The sequence below is a fragment of the Hymenobacter sedentarius genome (genome assembly GCF_001507645.1).
GTDB classification, from domain to species: Bacteria; Bacteroidota; Bacteroidia; order Cytophagales; family Hymenobacteraceae; genus Hymenobacter; species Hymenobacter sedentarius.
This window is the reverse complement of the sequence record NZ_CP013909.1, coordinates 1,445,426-1,463,529: the sequence shown is the minus strand read 5'-3', so window position 1 is coordinate 1,463,529 and position 18,104 is coordinate 1,445,426. Positions and strand designations below refer to the sequence as shown.

Here is an 18,104-nt window from a genome sequence, read left to right as displayed (position 1 = left end):
ACGTTTTAGCTCAACTGGGCGCAAACAATTGCCAGCTTCCAGGATTCTCAGTTTTCCATAAACTGAATTGTACATCTCATGCAATTAGGAATTAGCTCTTTTGGGGAAGTAGCCCCGGCCCACGTAGCGGGCAGCGACCACACCGCCGGCAAGCGAATGCAGGAGCTGCTGGCCCTGGCCCGGCTCGCCGACGAAGTTGGGCTGGACGTGCTGGCCCTGGGCGAGCACCACCGGCCAGATTTTATCATCTCCGCGCCCGAAGTCATTCTGGCGGCGGTGGCGGCCGTTACCCGGCGCATCCGCCTGTCCAGTGCCGTCACCGTGCTCAGCTCTGCCGACCCGGTGCGGGTGTTTCAGAACTTCGCCACGGTGGACCTGATTTCCGGCGGCCGGGCCGAGATTATCGCCGGCCGCGGCTCATTTATTGAGTCCTACCCGCTGTTTGGCTACGACCTCAACAACTACGACGAGCTATTTGTCGAGAAGCTCAACCTACTGCTCAAAATCAATGGCAGCGAAGTGGTTTCGTGGCAGGGCAAGCACCGCCCCGGCATCGCGGCGCAGGGCGTATACCCGCGCCCAGCGCAGCCCAAGCTACCCGTCTGGATTGGCATCGGCGGCACGCCCGAGTCAGCGGTGCGGGCCGGAAAATTGGGCTTGCCCCTGACCATTGCCATCCTGGGTGGCGCGCCTGCCCGCTACGTGCCGTTTGCGGAGCTCTACCGCGAATCCGCCCAACAAGCCGGCCACGACGCCGGTCAACTTCCGCTGGCCCTCAACTGCCACTTCCACCTAGCCGATACTTCCGAGCAGGCCGCCGACGAGTTTTTCCCGCCTTACTCGCAGCTCATGAACCGCATCGGCCGCGAGCGGGGCTGGTCGCCCATGGACCGCCGCCACTTCGATTTTCTGCGCGGCCCCGAGGGCCCGCTGTTCGTTGGCACGGCCCAGGAAATCACGGAGAAGCTGCTGTACCTGCACGGGCTATTCAACCACACCCGCTTTCTGGCTCAACTGGTGCTGGAGGGGATTTCGCACCAAAGCGTGATGCATTCCATCAACCTGTTTGGCACGCAGGTAGCCCCAGCCGTGCGCGAAGCCCTGGCCCGCCAAAAGGAGCAGCGACCTGCTTCCAGCCCAACAGGAGCTTAACATTGGCCTAAAGCAAACGGCCGCTGGAGCAATGCTCCAGCGGCCGTTTCTGTTAATGCCTTCCGGCTACTAGTAACGGTACAAATCCGATTTGAACGGACCTTCTACCGGCACCTTAATGTAGTCGGCTTGCTTGGGGGTCAGCTCGTCGAGCTCCACGCCGATTTTGGCGAGGTGCAGGCGGGCTACTTTCTCGTCCAAATGCTTGGGCAGGGTGTATACCTGGTTTTCGTACTGGTCGCCACGCTCCCACAACTCAAGTTGAGCCAGGGTTTGGTTGGTGAACGAGTTCGACATCACAAACGAGGGGTGGCCGGTGGCGCAGCCCAGGTTCACGAGGCGGCCTTCGGCCAGGATGATGACCTCTTTGCCATCGATGGTGTAGATGTCCACCTGGGGCTTCACCGTGTCCTTGGTGTGGCCGTAGTTGCCGTTGAGCCACGCCATGTCGATTTCATCGTCGAAGTGGCCGATGTTGCAGACAATGGCTTTATCCTTCAGGCTGCGGAAGTGCTGCTCGGTGAGGATGTCGCAGTTGCCGGTAGCCGTCACCACGATGTCGGCTTCCTTCACGGCGTTGGTCAGCTTCTTCACAGCGTAGCCGTCCATGGCCGCCTGCAGGGCGCAGATGGGGTCAATTTCGGTCACGATAACGCGGGCACCGGCACCGGCCAACGAGGCAGCCGTGCCTTTTCCTACATCACCGTAGCCAGCTACCACGGCCACTTTTCCGGCCATCATCACGTCGGTTGCGCGACGGATAGCGTCCACGGCCGACTCTTTGCAACCGTATTTGTTATCAAACTTCGACTTTGTTACCGAGTCGTTTACGTTGATGGCGGGGAAGGGCAGCGAGCCGTTTTTCACCCGCTCATAGAGGCGCAGCACACCGGTGGTCGTCTCTTCCGAAACGCCTTTGATTCCGGCCGCCAGCTCGGAGTACTGGTTCAGCACCATGTTGGTCAGGTCGCCGCCGTCGTCCAAAATCATGTTTAGGGGCTGGCGGTCTTCGCCGAAATACAGCGTCTGCTCGATGCACCAGTTGAATTCTTCCTCGTTCATGCCTTTCCAGGCATAGACCGGAATGCCGGCAGCGGCAATGGCTGCCGCGGCATGGTCCTGGGTCGAGAAGATGTTGCACGACGACCACGTCACCTCAGCGCCCAGCGCCTTGAGGGTTTCGATGAGCACCGCCGTTTGGATAGTCATGTGCAGGCAGCCGGCAATGCGGGCCCCTTTGAAGGGCTGGGCCGCGCCAAACTCCTCGCGCAGGCTCATCAAACCGGGCATTTCGGCTTCGGCGAGACGGATTTCCTTGCGGCCCCACTCGGCCAGGCTCATGTCCTTTACTTTGTACGGAACGTACGTTTTCGTCGTGGTTTCCAACGTAATGTGGGTTAGTTTGTAGTATTCGGGGTTCAACTGCAAAGATACGATATTTGTTCAGGGCCAAACGCGGAAAAGCCCGCACCACAACGGTACGGGCCTTTCGGAATAAACGAGCGAAAGTGTCCGGCCAGGCCGGCTTAGTTGTTCTGCGACAGGAAGGCCTTAACCTTCTGGTCCTGGTTGAGGCTGCCTTTGGTTCCGCTCACCACCACGGTGTAAATTTTACCGGCTTCGTAGGTTTTGGTACCCGAGCCCGAGCCCGAGCCATCGCCTACTTGCGCAATCGGCGTGGCGCCGGCAGTAGCCGAGTTATCCAGAATGGACAAGGCGTAGGTGCCGGGCGCAAACTCGGTAAAGGCCGACGCCGAATTGACGCCCACGTTGGTCACCACATCGGCCACCACGGGGCCCGTCACGGTGCTGGTCACCTGGGAGAGACGTAGTGGAGTACCCACGCTCTGCGCCAGGTTGATGAGGCGGATGCGCGCTTTGCCCGTGGCTGGGGCCGTCAAGTCGTCGGGAAAGAGCAGGCCGTTAACCGTCGAGGGAGAAGTAGCGGGCGTAGCGACAAAAGTGTACGTCTTATCTTTTTCCGGCGCCAACGTCATTGTAAAGGCCGCTTGCGTACCGGCCGTTACCTGCAGCGAATGGCTGCCGGTTTGAATGCCCTGATAGCCACTGCTGGCCCCGTAGGCGAGCGACGCTTTTTCCGTGTTATCCACCAGGAATTTCAGCGTGGTGGGGGCGATGTGCGACGCGGCGTTTACAAAGGCTACTTTTCCCTGGTCGACAGGTGCAGGAGCGGGCGTGTCGCTTTTGCTGCACGAGGCCAGCAGCAAGGTAGCCGGCAGAAGGGCCTGGCAGGCGCGGCGTAGGATGAAAGAGGTCTCCATAAGAAATAGCAACTATTTAAGTGAAGCAGGCCGCCCGGAATTGCCCGGCCGGCCCGGCCTGAACGTACAAGTACCCAGCTTTGTTGAGTTGGGCTGCAGAAATAAGAGGCGCTGGGCCCAAAACTCAACCTTAACTGCGCTATTATCTTTGTTATATGCACGAAATAAACCGACTAGCCGCGCTGCCGTGGCGGCTACGCGGCGTGGCTACGGTAGCATTGTCTATTAGCCTGTTGGGTACCGCCCAGGCCCAAAAAGCCCCCGCCACCATTCGCTTGCCCCCCCAGGATGCCGAACGCGGCCTGAACGGCCCGCAGCACAACTTCGACTTCCTGCCTCCCGGCGAGACGGGCAATCATTACCAGTCGGCCGGCTTCTTTGGCCAAAAGCTGCGGCCCTACCTGGCCGGCAACCCCGAGGCGCTGGCCCACCTCGACGACTACCGCCGCCAAAAAACCATCTTCCTGATTGACCGGCTGGTGGCGATTGGCGCGTTTGGCCTGTACGGGCAGCAGATTTTTGCCCACGGCGAAGCCGTTTATTTCAACGATACCCAAAAAGCGGCCATTGGCGTGTTTGCCACCAGCGTCCTGGCCACTGTTCTCATCAACCGTAACACCAATACGCACCTGCTCCGCGCCGTCACGGCCTACAACGCCGGAGTGGCCCACATTAGAGGATGGCAACGCCTGCAGCCCACCACCGTGGGCCTGGGCACCGCGCCCACAGGGCATCCGCTGCTGGCTTTGCGCTGGGCCTTGCGCTAAAGGTCTCGTTTATCCGTATAGGTTTCTTCATGGACTACCCCTTGCCCGAAGCGGCCAGGCGCTACGTGGCCGCGCACCTGCACGACGACCCCGCCCACCTGGCCCTCCAAGCCCGCCGCCACCCCGGCCTGCCCGTACCCGAACTGGTGCGCCAGATTCAGGCCCGCCAAAAAGCCCGCGCCAAACTGCCGGCCTGGGCCGATAACCCCGAACTGATTTTCCCACCGGCGCTCTCCGTCGAGCAGGCCTCCTCGGCCCGCACGGCTGCCTTCAAAGCCAGTCTGGTAGAAGGCCAGCGGATAGCCGACCTGACCGGCGGCTTTGGCGCCGACACGGCCCATTTCGCGGCCCGTGTCGCCCAAGTAGATTATGTGGAGCGCGACCCCAAGCTGGCGGCTATAGTGCGCTACAACATGGCCCAACTGGGCATAGCCAACGTGGCAGTGCACGCGACCGATGCGCTGGAGTTCCTCAAAAGCACGCCCAAGCACTTCGATTGGCTCTACCTCGACCCGGCCCGGCGCGACACGGCGGCGCGCAAGATTTTCCTGCTGCGCGATTGCGAGCCCGACGTCGTCAAGCTCTTGCCCTTGCTGCTGCACAAGGCCGACAAAGTCCTGCTCAAGACCTCGCCCATGCTTGATATAGAGCACGCCGTGCAGGGCCTGGCCCACGTGCGTCGCCTCTGGGTGGTAGCCGTGGATAATGAGGTGAAAGAGGTGTTGTACGAATTGGGCCAGGAGCCCGCCGTGGACCCCGAGCGCTACGCCCTCAACCTGCGCCGCGACGGTACCCAGCAGGAATTCCGCCTCAACCGGGCCCGCGAAGCCCGCGCCATTCCCCGCTACGCCGAAGCCCAGCAGTACCTCTACGAGCCCAACGCGGCGGTGCTCAAAGCGGGGGCTTTCCGCAGCATTGGCACCGCCTTCGAACTATTGAAACTGCACCAGCACAGCCACCTCTACACGTCCGATGTGTTACGGGCCGATTTCCCGGGCCGCATCTTTCGCGTTTTAGCAGTCGAAAAGGCCGACGGAGCCGCTCTCAAGGCGCACCTGGGTCCGGAAGCGCGCGCCCACGTCACCACCCGCAATTTCCCGGACTCTGTGGCCGACTTCCGGCGGCGGACGGGCATCCGCGAGGGCGGCGAGGTATATCTCTTTGCGACTACCGACCTGCGGGGCCGGCCCGTGGTGCTGGTGTGTGAAAAGGTGCACGCTCAGCCGCCGGAACACGCCTAAGGGCAGGCTGTTTTGTTTCTCCTCTGCTATCAGGATTCAGAGTATCGGGCCGTATTCGGCTGCTGCGCATTACCATGTTCACAAGGACCACGCGCAAGGGCTAATAGCCCGGATTTCCGTAGTTTTGTTCTGTGCCTGCCCATTGGCTCTTGCCCGGCAACCACACTGCTTTGTTCTTTTTCGCCCTTTTCGCGCTTTCAATGCCCTATCTGTTCACTTCCGAGTCAGTTTCGGAAGGCCATCCCGATAAAGTTGCCGACCAGATTTCCGACGCCATCCTCGACGAGTATTTGCGCCAGGACCCTACTGCCAAAGTCGCCTGCGAAACGCTTGTTACCACCGACTTTGCCCTAGTTGCCGGCGAAATCAAGTCCACCGCTCATGTGGATGCGGAGCCCATTGTGCGCGAAACCATCCGCCGCATCGGCTACAACAAGGCCGAGTACCTCTTCAACGCGGATACCTGCGAGGTGATGAACCGCCTGCACGAGCAGTCGCCCGACATCAACCAGGGCGTGGAGCGGGCCAAGGACGAAGACCAGGGCGCCGGCGACCAGGGCATGATGTTCGGCTACGCCAGCCACGAGACGGCCAACTACATGCCCCTCGCGCTGGACCTCTCGCACCGCTTGCTGCAGGAACTGGCGGCCATCCGCCGCGAAAACCGCGACATGACCTACCTGCGCCCCGACGCCAAAAGCCAGGTCACCATCCGCTATTCCGACGACCACCGTCCCGAGGCCATCGACACCATCGTTATCAGCACCCAGCACGACGAGTTCGACCCTTCGGAAAGCGCTATGCTGGAAAAGATTAAGGCCGACGTGCTGTCGGTGCTCATCCCGCGCGTGCAAGCCGGGCTCAGCGCCGATGTGCAGGCCCTGTTCACCGACCAGATTACCTACCACATCAACCCCACCGGTAAGTTTGTCATCGGCGGTCCGCACGGCGATTCTGGCCTCACTGGCCGTAAAATCATCGTCGATACCTACGGGGGCAAGGGAGCCCACGGCGGCGGCGCCTTCTCGGGCAAAGACTCTTCCAAGGTAGACCGCTCGGCCGCTTATGCCGCCCGCCACATCGCCAAAAACCTGGTGGCCGCCGGCGTGGCCGACCAAGTGCTGGTGCAGGTGGCCTACGCCATCGGCGTGGCTCAACCCGTGGGCGTATTCGTGACCACTTACGGTACCACCAAAGCCAAAAACGAAGCGGGTGCCGCCCTCACCGATGGGGAAATTGCCGAAAAGGTAAACAAGCTGTTCGACCTGCGCCCCTACGCCATTGTGCAACGCTTCGGCCTCCAAAACCCCATTTTCGCCCAAACGGCGGCATACGGCCATATGGGCCGCCAGCCCGGCACCGTGCAAGCTACCATGAAGGACGGCAGCGTGAAAACCTTTGAAACCTTTACCTGGGAAAAGCTAGACTACGTGCCCCAGATTAAAGCGGAGTTTGGCTTGTAATACTTGCCGAACCTAGTTTTTAAACAAGCAGCCCTGCCAGATGCATCTGGCAGGGCTGCTTGTTTAAACGTAATATACAGTTATGCTTAGTGGGCCAGCGTCTTCTCCTTGTGCCGCGTGATTTGGCGGCGCAGGTTTTCCGTAGCTGCATCTGCGGCAGCTTCAAACGACGCGGCATCTTCTTGACTGAACAGCGTAGTACCAGGTACCAGTAGCTTTATTTCAACAGTTTTGTTATCGATTCCGTCCTTATTGTTAAGGCGCAGAATAACTTCGCCGCCGGTTACTTTATCGTAAAAAGTCTCGAGCTTATTGAGACGTTGCTGCACGAAATCAAGCAGTTTTTTGTCGGCGTCGAAGTGCACCGAATGCATCTGTACTTTCATAAAGCAGTTGATTAAGAAGGTAAAAGGGTAAAAGAAGCTTACGCCCGTGGATGGGCTTGTTCAAATACGGATTTTAGCCTATCGACGGACAGGTGCGTGTAAACTTGCGTGGCGGCCAGGCTGGCGTGGCCCAGCAGCTCTTTAATGGAATTGAGGTCGGCTCCCTTGCCCAACAAATGGGTTGCGAAGGCGTGCCGCAGCGCGTGCGGGTGCTGCTGGGCTGCCGATGTGGTAATCTGGCTCAGGTACTGCTTCACCGTCCGATACACAAACTTTTCGTACATCGGCTCGCCCTTGTCCGTGAGCAGCAACGGGCCCGCTACCGGGCCGAACTCATGCGCCCGGCGCGCCTGATAGTGCTCAATCACCAGCTTCAGCGACGGATTCAACGGCACCAAGCGCTGCTTATTGCCCTTGCCGGTCACGCGCACGGTACTGGCGCCCAGGCTCACGTCGTCGGCATGAATGCCGATGAGCTCCGACAGGCGAATGCCCGTGCCGTACAGCATTTCGAGCACCAGCTGGTCGCGCTGCCCGGCAAAGTCGTCGCCAAATTGAAACGAATTCAGTAGGCCATTCAATGCCTCCTCGGGCACGAACTCGGGCAGCTTTTTGGCCATCTTCGGGGCTTTGATGCGCAGCATCGGGTTGGCCTCGATGCGCCCGGCCCGCAACAAGAACTTATAGTAGGAGCGCAAACACGCCACCTTGCGATTCACGGTGCGGGGGTCCAGGTTTTGCTGCATTAGCTCCACTACCCAGCCGCGGATAAGCGGGTGCGTCGCTTGAGCTGGCTCGGCCAGGTCATAAGCCGATTTGAGGTAGGCGGCAAACTGGCCCAAGTCTGTTTGGTACGAGGTGACCGTGTGGGGACTATAGCGCCGTTCAAACCGCAAAAAATCTAGAAAAGCATCCATACCAACACCAAAAATGCCCGGCGGTTGGGCCGGGCATCCAAATTACATTTTTTTTATTCTCCAGCAAGAAATGCCTGCCGGTACAGACGCGAAAAAACCGGCCGGCTTGCCACACGGGGCAAACCAGCCGGTTTTAGCACTGCTAACGCGACTTGAAACGTCCGACTATTCGTTGGGCTGGCCGTAGGTGGCGAGCTTGTAAACAGCCTTCTGCTTCATTTTGCGCTCCGTGATGCTGGGCTTCTGGAAGAAGGTGCGACGACGCAGCTCTTTCAGCACGCCGGTGCGCTCAAACTTCTTTTTGAAGCGCTTCAGGGCGCGGTCAACCGATTCGTTGTCTTTGATTTGAATGATAATCATATCAGGGAATGAGGGAGATTTTCAGGAGGGGAGCCGAGTAAATCGGGCCGCAAAGATAATAACAATTGTTAGGCTAAACAAGAAATTACCCGCGCAACTCGGTTGAAGCCACGACAATTACTACTTCAGCAGCGCCCGGGCAATGACCAGTTTCTGGATTTCGCTGGTGCCTTCGCCGATGGTGCACAGCTTGGCATCGCGGTAGTATTTCTCGGCCGGATAGTCCTTGGTATAGCCGTAGCCGCCGAAAATCTGCACGCCTTCGTTGGCCACGCGCACGCTTACCTCCGAGGCATAGAGCTTGGCCATGGCCGATTCTAAGTTCACGTTCAGGCCGCGGTCTTTCATGTCGGCGGCGCGGTAGGTAAGCAGGCTGGCCGCTTCTATTTCGGTGGCCATATCGGCCAGCTTGAAGGCAATGCCTTGGAAGCTGCTGATGGGCTGGTTGAACTGGTGGCGCTCCTTGCTGTACTGGGTAGCCGCCTCGAACGCCCCTTGGGCAATGCCCAAGCTAAGGGCCGCAATGCTGATACGGCCACCATCGAGCACCTTGAGCGACTGCACGAAGCCGTCGCCCACTTTGCCAATGACGTTCTCCTTGGGCACCTTGCAATCGGTTAAAATCAACTCCGTGGTCTCGGAAGCGCGCATGCCCAGCTTGTCTTCCTTGCGGCCGGCTTCAAAACCCGGCGTGCCGCGCTCGATGATAAACGCCGTCATGCCGTGCGAGTCGCCCACCTCGCCGGTGCGGGTAATCACGACCGCCACGTTGCCGGATTTGCCGTGGGTAATGAAATTTTTGGCGCCGTTAATAATATAATAGTCGCCGCTCTCGTCGAGCACCGCCGTGGTGCGCATGTTGCCGGCGTCGGAACCGGTGTTGGGCTCGGTAAGGCCCCAGGCCCCAATCCATTCCCCCGAGGCAAGCTTGGGCAGGTACTTCAACTTTTGCTCTTCGGAGGCGTGCTGCAGGATGTGGCCGGTGCACAAAGAATTGTGCGCCGCCATGCTCAGGCCAATGCTTCCGTCAATCTTAGCCAACTCGGCAATGGCCGTAACGTATTCCATGTACCCGAAGCCGGAACCGCCGTATTGCTGCGGCACCAGCACGCCCATCAGGCCCAGCTCGCCTAGCTTATGAAATACCTCAATAGGAAACTCTTGGCTCTCATCCCACTTCATCATGTTGGGTTTGATGTGCTGAGCGCCAAAATCGCGCACCATTTGCGCAATCATGGTTTGGTTTTCGGTGGCTACGGCTTCCATGGAAGAGGAACTAGGGGTGGGATTTAAAAGAATGTCAGGTCAACGTTACCCACAACCCACAACTCGGGGGTTTGGGTACGCGAAAGTACGATTCAAGTGGCTTCGAAATCTAACCTGGCTTCACGCCGTAACGACCTGTAGTTGAATGGGCACGGCAAAAGCGTTACTTTTGAGGCTTTTTGGAGATAATCTGACTTTGGGGGTCGTTTTTCATTTTCTCCTTTTGTTTTCGTACTAATTGGCCTTCATGCCTTCATTCTCTTTTCGTCGCCTTGGGCGCCTGTGGCTGCTGACGCTTCCTGCCCTGCTGCTTTTCTCGTCGTGCGCGACGACCAAATACTACAACCAACGCACCCTGTTCCGGCTCACCGACCGCCAGGGCCGCCAGCTCGACAGCACGAAGTTGCGGATTGCCGTGAACCGGTCGGAGCGCAATTATGTCATTCAACCCAATGACTTTCTGGAAGTGCGGGTGAATACGAATAGAGGCGAACGAATCCTGGACCCCAACGGGGAGTTGCAGTTTGGCCAGCCCAGCGGCGGATTACCCAGCCGGGGCGGGGCGACTGCGCCCACCTCAGGCCGCGGGACAAGCACCCCGACGCGTAATACGAACCAGGGCGGCACATCCACTGGCGGGTCAGAGTTTCTAGTACAAGCCGATGGTACGGTGGTGCTGCCTATGGTGAACCGGATTCGGGTGAGTGGCCTCACGCTACTGGAAGCGGATAGCACGCTGGCTATACGCTACAATGAGTTTTACAAAGAGGCATTTGTTACCACTCGTGTTACCAATAACCGCGTAATCGTGCTGGGCGCTACCGGTGGCCAGGTAATTGCTCTCAACAATGATAATATGAACTTGCTAGAGGTACTGGCCCTAGCAGGTGGGGTTGATGGAGGTGGTGGCGGAACTGGAAGCGGGAATCTATACCGAAATGGCGGCAAGGCGAACAATATCCGTATTATTCGAGGCGACTTGAAAAACCCTCGTGTGCAGCAAATTGATTTATCCACCTTGGATGGAATGCGGCGGGCCAACCTACAAATCGAACCCAACGATGTAATCTATGTGGAGCCAATACGGCGCCCACTCTTAGATGCTTTAGTTGATGCTGGCCCTATTCTAAGCTTGTCTTCACTACTGCTTACTACCACATTCTTTCTTATCAGTCAGTTTAAATAGCAAAATCGGTTAATTAGACGCTATGCCTGGTATCAGCGTATATTATAACATGTTGCCTTAGCTGCACTATCAATACAATGGCCATAAACGAGAATACGGAACTAGAGGAACTTATCCGCAACGCCACTGGCGGCACGGCCTCTCCTCCAGAAGCGCCCTCAGCTAGCGGAGGTGATGCAGATGACGACGCTCCCGGGCTGGACATAGCGACGCTCGTGCTGGTAGCGCGGCGCAGTCTGCTGTGGATGCTTTTGCTCGTGGGACTAGGGGTAACGGCTTCGTGGCTGTATTTGCGCTATACCAAGCCCGTGTATAAATCAGCCTCTCTCCTTAAAATAGATGAACGAAACGAAGGAAGCGCCCTTGGGTTAGCAGGCCAGGCGGCGGCCCCAGCCGTGATGGATAAAGGCCGCACCAAGCTTGCTGGGGAGGTTGAGCTGATTAAATCTAATATCATTTATCGCCGACTCAAGGACTCGCTAGCTCTGGACATAAATTACTATGTTCAAGGTACAGTTCTGGAATCAGAGCTTTATGGAATAGCTCCATTTCGTGTCAAATACCATATTACAGACCCCAGTTTATACAATCACAAGTTCGATTTAAAGTTTGTGGGCCCGCAACGTTTTGCGCTCGAGTTTACGGGGCAAGGACGCCCACTCGGTGGAGAATACAGCTTAGGGCAGGAAATCAAATTGCCGGGCATAACCCTTGCGGTCCTGGGAACAAATGAGTTGACAAACGCGGCGCAGGATGCAAGCTACCATTTCACGATTCTTGACGACAGGACCGTTAACGAATACTTAGACAAGAACCTTACGGTTGAAATTGTCAACCCTGAAGCCAGTACCATTCAGATTTCTTTTAATGACTTTAACCCGAGCAAAGCCCAGGACATTGTCAACAAAATCGACTCCGTGTACTTGGCGGAAAAGCTAGCTCAGAAATCAGAAACCACCACGCGAAAGCTCCGTTTTCTAGATCAGATTCTGGACCAAAACGGTCAAAACCTGGAACGTGCGGAAGACCGGCTGCAAAACTTTGTGCAGCAAACGGGCACCTACGACAGCAAAGGAGAATTCTCGGCAATAACGGAGAAACTTGAAAAACTGGAGGCTGACCGGCTCAAGCTTACAGACAAGATTAACATGTTGGGCGAAATCGCTCAGATGGCTAGCCAGGGCAGCCTAACTCGTGACGAGACGCAAACCGTGGAGCAGAGCATACCGGCGCTCGCGGGCATAGAAGACCCTCAACTAGCGCAGCAACTCAACGAGTTGAATGATTTGCAATGGCAATTGCGCCGCGCCTCCCGTTCTTATACAGATAAAACCGAAGCCATTCAGAGCAAACAGGCCAACATTGAGTATACACGGGCTTCAATCAAGCGCTTGCTCCAGCAAAACCAAAAACTGCTCCGCAACGAGCTCAGCCGGCTCGACCAACAGCGCAGCAAACTCACTGGTGCCTTACAAAGCCTGCCCGCCAAAAGCACCCAACTAGAGCGCCTCAAGCGCCCACTTGACTTATATGTCACCTCCTACTTGCAGTTGATGGACCGCAAGGTTCAATTCAACATCGAGAAAGCAGGTGCTACGGCCGACTTCCAGATTTTATCTCCTGCTTCGCCCCCAGCAGCCCCCATTTCCCCTAATCGACTAATTGTGTATGCAATAGGATTAGCAGGAGGCTTGTTTATGGGGCTGGGGCTAATTGCGGTTCGCTATTTCATGCACAATACCGTCTCGAACGTGCGGGAATTGGAACGCAATACCAAAGCATCCGTTCTGGGCATTATCCCGACCTACGACAAGGAGAAGATGGAAGTGTCGCGGCTGGTGGTTGACAAGAATCCCAAATCAGCTATTTCCGAATCCATCCGCTCAATTCGAACGAACCTGGACTTTATTAGCTCTGCTAAAAAGAAGCGCCTGATTTCAGTAACGTCCACTATCTCAGGTGAGGGCAAGACCTTTGTGACGGTAAACTTGGGTGGCATCATTGCCTTATCCGGGCAGCGGGTTATCATTCTGGACTTGGACATGCGGAAGCCCAAGGTCAACTTGGCTTTTGGCGCCGAAAACGTGAAAGGCGTGAGCACCATCCTGATTGAGCGACACAGCATTCAGGAGTGCATCCAGCCCACGTCCATCGAATCAATGCAGTTTATCTCGGCTGGACCGACCCCGCCTAACCCTTCGGAGCTGATTCTTAGCGATAAGTTCGACCAGATGATTCAGGAGTTGTTTCAATCCTATGATGTAATCCTGATTGATACTCCGCCAGTAGGCTTGGTGACTGACGGTATCCTTATCATGCGCAAGGCGGATATTCCACTTTACATCGTACGGGCCGACTATTCCCGGAAGGCGTTCATTAAAAACATGAACCGGCTCATGCGAAGCAACAATTTCACGCGCATGTGTACTATTCTCAACGATGCCAACTCGCGCGGTTCCGGCTACGGCTATGGATATGGCTACGGGTATGGCTACGGGTATGGTGCTTACGGACAAGGGTATTACGAAGAGCCAGAAACCAAGGCGCTTACCTTTGGCGAGAAGATCAAGAAGTTCTTCAACTAGCTCGTTTTCTGAATGGCTACATTCCTGCAGCGGCTCTTTGGAAATAAGCCGGCGGAAGGGGCAGCGGTGCCCACGTTGTCGGAGTTGGGAGCGGATATGCACTCGCACCTGCTTCCCGGCCTTGACGATGGCGCCGAAACCCTTGAGCACGCGCTTGACCTGATACGGGCGCTGAGTGGGCTGGGCTTTCGCAAGCTGATAATGACGCCCCACATCATGGGCGACTTTTATAAGAACACGCCGGAGAGCATCCGGGTGGCGCTGCAATTGCTGCGAGATGCCGCGGCCCAGGCCGGCTTGGAGGAAATAGCCCTTGAATGCGCAGCAGAATATTACCTCGACGAGTTTTTAGGCCAAAAGTTGGCCGATGGCACTGAGATGCTCACCTTCGGCGGAGACAAGAAATACCTGCTGTTCGAGACGTCGTACATGAACGAGCCGCTCAACTTGTTCGACATCATCTTTGAGCTAAAAGCTCAGGGCTATACCCCGGTTTTGGCTCACCCCGAGCGCTACACCTACCTCTACGGCCGATTTGCTGAGATTGAAAAGCTTCGCCGCGACCACGGCGTGCTGCTTCAGCTCAACCTCAATTCTTTGGCGGGCTACTACTCGCCGGCCGCCCAAAAAGTGGCCGAACAACTGATTGACGGCGGTCTGGTGGATTTTGTGGGCACCGATACCCACCACCTGCGCCATACCGAAACTCTGCTACGTCGGGCACTCCTGCAGCCGTACATGCAGAAGCTGCTTCAGCTGCCGTTATTAAACAAAACGCTTTAATGGCTGGTCATTGGTTTCTAGCTGCGTGATGGGCACATTGGCGTAGTTTAGACAAGAATAAGGCATCCCGAAACCAGCAAGCTCGTTCATGATTTTTGTTACCGGTGGCACGGGCCTCATTGGCTCCTTTCTGTTGCACACATTGCGAGAGTTGGGGCTGGCCGTGCGGGCCCTGCACCGGGGTGCAATACCTGACAACGCGGCGCCGGGAGTGGAGTGGCTCGCGGGCGAATTGCTGGACACTGATTTGCTGCGGTCGGCGATTACTCCCGATGTCACGCATGTTTTTCATTGCGCCGGCTTGGTTTCCTACGCTCCTCAAGACGAAGATTTATTACTCAGAGTGAACGTGCAGGGCACTGCTGCAATAGTGGATGCCTGCCTGGAACATCCCGGCGTGCGGCTGGCGCACGTGTCGTCGGTGGCAGCGCTGGGCGGCCCGGCAGCAGGGAGCTTGGCAGACTCTACCCATGCCGCGGTTGTAACGGAAGCGAGCACCTGGGACCTGGGAGCAGCGCATCCGGCGTATGCCACCTCTAAGTATTTGGGCGAGCTGGAAGTGTGGCGTGGCGTTGCCGAAGGGTTATCAGCGGTTATTGTCAATCCTTCGGTAGTGCTAGGGCCGGGCGATTGGCACCGCAGCAGCACCCGGCTGCTGCGCTACGCCCACCAACAACACCGTTTTTATACCCGGGGGCTGGTCAACTTTGTGGATGTGCGCGACGTGGTGCAGCAACTACTGGCATTGGCCCTCGACCAGCCAGACCTGCGAGGCGAGCGATATATTTTAAGTGCCGAGGCCGTGCCGTTGGCTGATTTTTTTCGGCAGGCGGCCGCCGCCATGCACCGCCGGCCACCCACGGTAGCCGTGCCCAGCTGGGCGGCCGAAATCATTTGGCGGCTCGAGCATGCGCGTGCCGTACTTACTGGAGCCCGGCCACTTATCACCAAAGACACGGCGCGGGCCGGCCGGCAGCCGGTGCTGTACTCACACGCCAAAGTACAAAGCACTACCGGCCTCGCCTTCCGCCCATTAGCCGAAACGCTGGCGTGGTGCGCAAGTGAGTTGGCAGTGAACTTGACACACTCCCCTGCGGTTATCGTATCTTAGCAACAGCCGAATTGCACGGTTTTGGCTAACGTTTGTTATCATTGGAGAGAACTTATAAAGTGGAGTGGGTTAGCGTTTGCGGGAGGCCTGGCAACAAAAGCCAGTCCATGCATCCGACAAGCCACAAAACCGGATTAATCCACTTACATTAACTGCGATTTTATGCGCATGAACGAACATTTTGAAAACCACCGGGCCGTGTTGGATATCGTGCGTCGCTTCGAGCGCATGGTGGACAGCCAAGAGCCCGTATTTTTTGATCTAGAGGACTTTGAAAACATCATTGACCACTACGTTACCAATGCGGAGTTTGAAAAAGCCCTGCAGGCCTGCGAGGCGGCCCTGGGCCAGTACCCTTTCTCTACTGAGCTGCTGATTGACCGGGCCCAGGTAACGGCCATGCGCGGCGACTACCAGGAAGCCGAACGCCAGATTGATGAAGTGGCGGCGTTGGACCCAACCAATGCCGATGTAGCCGTCACGCGGGGCATTATCAGCACCCAGCGGGGCGAGTTTGCGCTGGCCATCGAGTTTTTCCGGGCAGGCCTCGAGCAGGAGCCCGAGCGCGAAGACATCCATTTTAACCTTGGCTTGGCTTTCCAGAGCTGGCAGAAGTTTAAGAGCGCCGCCAAGCACTACAAGCAGAGCCTACGTCTAAACCCCGACAACGAAACCGGGGTGCAGGAGCTGCTGCACTGCCTGGATGTGACGGGCCGACTTGAGGAGCACGAGGACTTCTTCAAAGGCTTTACCGACGACGACCCGTATTCGGCCACAGCGTGGTACAACCTGGGGCAGTATTGGTACCGTCGCGAGGACTTCGCCAAAGCAGCCGAGTCGTTTGATTACGCCGTGGTCATCAGCCCCGATTTTCACGACGCCCACCACTGGCTGGCCGATACGTTTGTGTGCCAGCAGGAATACAAGAAGGCCATTCCAGAATTTGAGCAAGCGTACCCGCTTGGCGAGCCCACCGACGAAGCCCTGTGCAACATCGGCGAATGCTACGAGAAGCTGCGCGAGTGGGAACCCGCCCGCCGCTACTACCGCCAGGCCCTGGAGATTAATCCCGAGATGGATGAGGCCTGGTTTGGCCAAGGCGTGCTATTGCAAGAGCAGGGACGTTGGTTTGAAGCCATTCACTACTTCCGCAAAGCCACCGAGCTGTACGCCGAAAGCGGCGAGTATTGGTCGGCCCTGGGAGCGGCCGAAAATCAGGTTGGCAACGTGGTAAGCGCGCTCGAATCGTACGAAAAGGCCACGGAGGTAGCCCCCGATGACGTGCAGGGCTGGATAAGCTGGAGTGCCATCCTCTACGAGCAAGGCCATTTTGCCGAAGCCGTGGAGCTGGTGCACCACGCCGTGAACCTGCACCCGCACGAGGCGCATTTCCACTACATGCTGTGTGCTTACTTGCTGGCCGATGGCCGCATGCGCGAAGCGTACAACACCCTGGAAACGGCCCTTACCCTCAATTTCGACCAGCACACGCTGCTGTTCGATTATTTCCCGGCACTGCGTGAGCAGCCGGGTCTTAAGAAATTAATTGAGCAGTTTCGGAAATAAGATTTCGCCCCAGAGCCAGTTACTTTTGCAACCGCCCGTCATCCGACGGGCGGTTTTTGTTTGCCGGTACCACCCCTTGCGGCCGGCAGCTTCCTCTTCACCCCTTTATCCCAATAGTTGATGAATTACGAACTTTCCCAACTCCCCGAGCGCCCCCCCAAACCCCGCGAACAAGGCTATACCATGGTTATGGACAAGGGCATGAGCTTGCGTGAAGTGGAAGATTTCCTTGAAGTAGGCGGTGAATACACCGACGTGGTAAAGTTGGGCTGGGCCACGTCGTATGTGGTGCCCAACCTCAAGCGCAAGCTGGAAATCTACCGGGCGGCCGGCGTGCCGGTCTATTTCGGCGGCACGCTGTTCGAGGCCTTCATCATCCGCAATCAATACGACGATTACCGCCGCCTACTGGACACCTACAGCATGGAGTACGCCGAAGTATCCGACGGCAGCATTGACCTCGACCACGACCGTAAATGCGAGTACATTCGCGACTTAAGCAAGTCGGTACAGGTACTGAGCGAGGTGGGCTCCAAGGATGCTGAAAAAATCATTCCGCCTTATAAGTGGATTTCGCAAATGGAGACGGAGCTGGCCGCGGGCGCCATTAAGGTTATTGGGGAAGCCCGAGAGGGCGGCAACGTGGGCCTGTTCCGCAGCACCGGCGAAGTTCGCTCCGGCCTGGTAGAGGAAATCCTGACCAAGATTCCTTCGGAAAAGATACTGTGGGAAGCCCCCCAGAAGGCCCAGCAAGTGTGGTTCATTAAACTACTGGGCGCCAATGTGAACCTGGGTAATATTGCGCCCAATGAGGTCGTGAGCCTCGAAACCATCCGGCTCGGCCTGCGTGGCGACACCTTCTCGCACTTTCTGGACATGGACGCCGTGGACCCCATGTTCCGGCCAGCTGCCAAAACGGGCAAGCCCGGCACGTCCATGCCACGCGGCTAAACAGCCAGCCCTACGCCCCTGCTCCCACCGTTAATCACGAAGGAGAATACACACAAAAAAGCCGGCCTCCTCACGGAGACCGGCTTTT

At 57.3% G+C, this 18,104-nt stretch carries 16 protein-coding genes; 10 read left to right on the top strand and 6 right to left on the bottom strand.

Features of this window, described 5'->3' with window-relative positions:
* The first annotated feature begins 78 nt into the window (after positions 1-78).
* Positions 79-1,152, top strand: a complete 1,074-nt coding sequence (locus AUC43_RS05960; RefSeq protein ID WP_068190992.1) for an LLM class flavin-dependent oxidoreductase — start codon at positions 79-81, stop codon at positions 1,150-1,152.
* A 69-nt stretch (positions 1,153-1,221) separates the two neighbouring features.
* Here the strand turns inward: AUC43_RS05960 and ahcY are convergent, their stop codons facing one another.
* Together ahcY and AUC43_RS05950 are read right to left on the bottom strand one after the other, a co-directional pair.
* Positions 1,222-2,538, bottom strand: a complete 1,317-nt coding sequence (gene ahcY / locus AUC43_RS05955) for an adenosylhomocysteinase (protein WP_257721724.1) — start codon at positions 2,536-2,538, stop codon at positions 1,222-1,224.
* Positions 2,539-2,678: 140 nt separating this feature from the next.
* Complete coding sequence (locus AUC43_RS05950; protein ID WP_068190990.1) at positions 2,679-3,434, bottom strand: DUF4397 domain-containing protein; 756 nt, start codon at positions 3,432-3,434, stop codon at positions 2,679-2,681.
* Positions 3,435-3,589: 155 nt separating this feature from the next.
* Between AUC43_RS05950 and AUC43_RS05945 the strand changes: the two genes are divergently transcribed.
* From AUC43_RS05945 to metK, 3 genes are all read left to right on the top strand, one after another.
* Positions 3,590-4,201 (top strand): hypothetical protein, encoded by a 612-nt coding sequence (locus AUC43_RS05945; RefSeq protein ID WP_068190988.1) that lies wholly within the window; start codon positions 3,590-3,592, stop codon positions 4,199-4,201.
* 29 nt (positions 4,202-4,230) lie between these two features.
* The gene (locus AUC43_RS05940) at positions 4,231-5,442 is read left to right on the top strand and encodes a class I SAM-dependent methyltransferase (protein ID WP_068190985.1); all 1,212 of its coding nucleotides are present in this window, start codon (positions 4,231-4,233) and stop codon (positions 5,440-5,442) included.
* 200 nt (positions 5,443-5,642) lie between these two features.
* Complete coding sequence (metK, locus tag AUC43_RS05935) at positions 5,643-6,905, top strand: methionine adenosyltransferase (RefSeq protein WP_068198281.1); 1,263 nt, start codon at positions 5,643-5,645, stop codon at positions 6,903-6,905.
* Positions 6,906-6,991: 86 nt separating this feature from the next.
* On the opposite strand, the gene hpf is transcribed toward metK, so the two are convergent.
* From hpf to AUC43_RS05915, 4 genes are all read right to left on the bottom strand, one after another.
* Positions 6,992-7,291, bottom strand: coding sequence for a ribosome hibernation-promoting factor, HPF/YfiA family (hpf, locus tag AUC43_RS05930; RefSeq protein ID WP_068190984.1), 300 nt, complete (start codon positions 7,289-7,291; stop codon positions 6,992-6,994).
* A 38-nt stretch (positions 7,292-7,329) separates the two neighbouring features.
* Positions 7,330-8,208 carry a tyrosine-type recombinase/integrase gene (locus tag AUC43_RS05925; protein ID WP_068190981.1) on the bottom strand — a complete coding sequence of 293 codons (879 nt, stop codon included), beginning with the start codon at positions 8,206-8,208 and terminating at the stop codon, positions 7,330-7,332.
* Between the two features lie 165 nt (positions 8,209-8,373).
* Positions 8,374-8,568, bottom strand: a complete 195-nt coding sequence (rpsU, locus tag AUC43_RS05920) for a 30S ribosomal protein S21 (protein WP_035564799.1) — start codon at positions 8,566-8,568, stop codon at positions 8,374-8,376.
* 120 nt (positions 8,569-8,688) lie between these two features.
* Positions 8,689-9,834: an acyl-CoA dehydrogenase family protein gene (locus AUC43_RS05915; protein WP_068190980.1), complete on the bottom strand. Its 1,146-nt coding sequence runs from the start codon at positions 9,832-9,834 to the stop codon at positions 8,689-8,691.
* A 247-nt stretch (positions 9,835-10,081) separates the two neighbouring features.
* Between AUC43_RS05915 and AUC43_RS05910 the strand changes: the two genes are divergently transcribed.
* The 6 genes from AUC43_RS05910 to AUC43_RS05885 all read left to right on the top strand — a co-directional run bounded on the left by AUC43_RS05910 (position 10,082) and on the right by AUC43_RS05885 (position 18,016).
* Positions 10,082-11,020, top strand: a complete 939-nt coding sequence (locus AUC43_RS05910; RefSeq protein ID WP_071886044.1) for a polysaccharide biosynthesis/export family protein — start codon at positions 10,082-10,084, stop codon at positions 11,018-11,020.
* A 77-nt stretch (positions 11,021-11,097) separates the two neighbouring features.
* Positions 11,098-13,605, top strand: coding sequence for a GumC family protein (locus AUC43_RS05905; RefSeq protein ID WP_068190976.1), 2,508 nt, complete (start codon positions 11,098-11,100; stop codon positions 13,603-13,605).
* A gap of 12 nt (positions 13,606-13,617) precedes the next feature.
* Positions 13,618-14,388: a tyrosine-protein phosphatase gene (locus AUC43_RS05900; protein WP_068190973.1), complete on the top strand. Its 771-nt coding sequence runs from the start codon at positions 13,618-13,620 to the stop codon at positions 14,386-14,388.
* 88 nt (positions 14,389-14,476) lie between these two features.
* Positions 14,477-15,499 carry an NAD-dependent epimerase/dehydratase family protein gene (locus tag AUC43_RS05895; protein WP_068190972.1) on the top strand — a complete coding sequence of 341 codons (1,023 nt, stop codon included), beginning with the start codon at positions 14,477-14,479 and terminating at the stop codon, positions 15,497-15,499.
* 168 nt (positions 15,500-15,667) lie between these two features.
* Entirely contained in the window at positions 15,668-17,065 is a 1,398-nt protein-coding gene (locus AUC43_RS05890) for a tetratricopeptide repeat protein (protein ID WP_068198278.1), read from the top strand.
* Between the two features lie 120 nt (positions 17,066-17,185).
* On the top strand, positions 17,186-18,016 hold the full coding sequence (locus AUC43_RS05885) for a phosphosulfolactate synthase (RefSeq protein ID WP_068190971.1): 831 nt from the start codon (positions 17,186-17,188) through the stop codon (positions 18,014-18,016).
* The last annotated feature ends 88 nt before the right edge of the window (positions 18,017-18,104 follow it).

What these genes read in the sequence shown, in the direction of transcription:
- AUC43_RS05960 (WP_068190992.1), top strand. Translation starts at nt 79, where the DNA reads ATGCAATTAGGAATTAGCTCTTTTGGGGAAGTAGCCCCGGCCCACGTA.
- AUC43_RS05950 (WP_068190990.1), bottom strand. Translation starts at nt 3,434, where the DNA reads ATGGAGACCTCTTTCATCCTACGCCGCGCCTGCCAGGCCCTTCTGCCG.
- AUC43_RS05945 (WP_068190988.1), top strand. Translation starts at nt 3,590, where the DNA reads ATGCACGAAATAAACCGACTAGCCGCGCTGCCGTGGCGGCTACGCGGC.
- AUC43_RS05940 (WP_068190985.1), top strand. Translation starts at nt 4,231, where the DNA reads ATGGACTACCCCTTGCCCGAAGCGGCCAGGCGCTACGTGGCCGCGCAC.
- metK (WP_068198281.1), top strand. Translation starts at nt 5,643, where the DNA reads ATGCCCTATCTGTTCACTTCCGAGTCAGTTTCGGAAGGCCATCCCGAT.
- hpf (WP_068190984.1), bottom strand. Translation starts at nt 7,291, where the DNA reads ATGAAAGTACAGATGCATTCGGTGCACTTCGACGCCGACAAAAAACTG.
- AUC43_RS05925 (WP_068190981.1), bottom strand. Translation starts at nt 8,208, where the DNA reads ATGGATGCTTTTCTAGATTTTTTGCGGTTTGAACGGCGCTATAGTCCC.
- rpsU (WP_035564799.1), bottom strand. Translation starts at nt 8,568, where the DNA reads ATGATTATCATTCAAATCAAAGACAACGAATCGGTTGACCGCGCCCTG.
- AUC43_RS05915 (WP_068190980.1), bottom strand. Translation starts at nt 9,834, where the DNA reads ATGGAAGCCGTAGCCACCGAAAACCAAACCATGATTGCGCAAATGGTG.
- AUC43_RS05910 (WP_071886044.1), top strand. Translation starts at nt 10,082, where the DNA reads ATGCCTTCATTCTCTTTTCGTCGCCTTGGGCGCCTGTGGCTGCTGACG.
- AUC43_RS05905 (WP_068190976.1), top strand. Translation starts at nt 11,098, where the DNA reads ATGGCCATAAACGAGAATACGGAACTAGAGGAACTTATCCGCAACGCC.
- AUC43_RS05900 (WP_068190973.1), top strand. Translation starts at nt 13,618, where the DNA reads ATGGCTACATTCCTGCAGCGGCTCTTTGGAAATAAGCCGGCGGAAGGG.
- AUC43_RS05895 (WP_068190972.1), top strand. Translation starts at nt 14,477, where the DNA reads ATGATTTTTGTTACCGGTGGCACGGGCCTCATTGGCTCCTTTCTGTTG.
- AUC43_RS05890 (WP_068198278.1), top strand. Translation starts at nt 15,668, where the DNA reads ATGAACGAACATTTTGAAAACCACCGGGCCGTGTTGGATATCGTGCGT.
- AUC43_RS05885 (WP_068190971.1), top strand. Translation starts at nt 17,186, where the DNA reads ATGAATTACGAACTTTCCCAACTCCCCGAGCGCCCCCCCAAACCCCGC.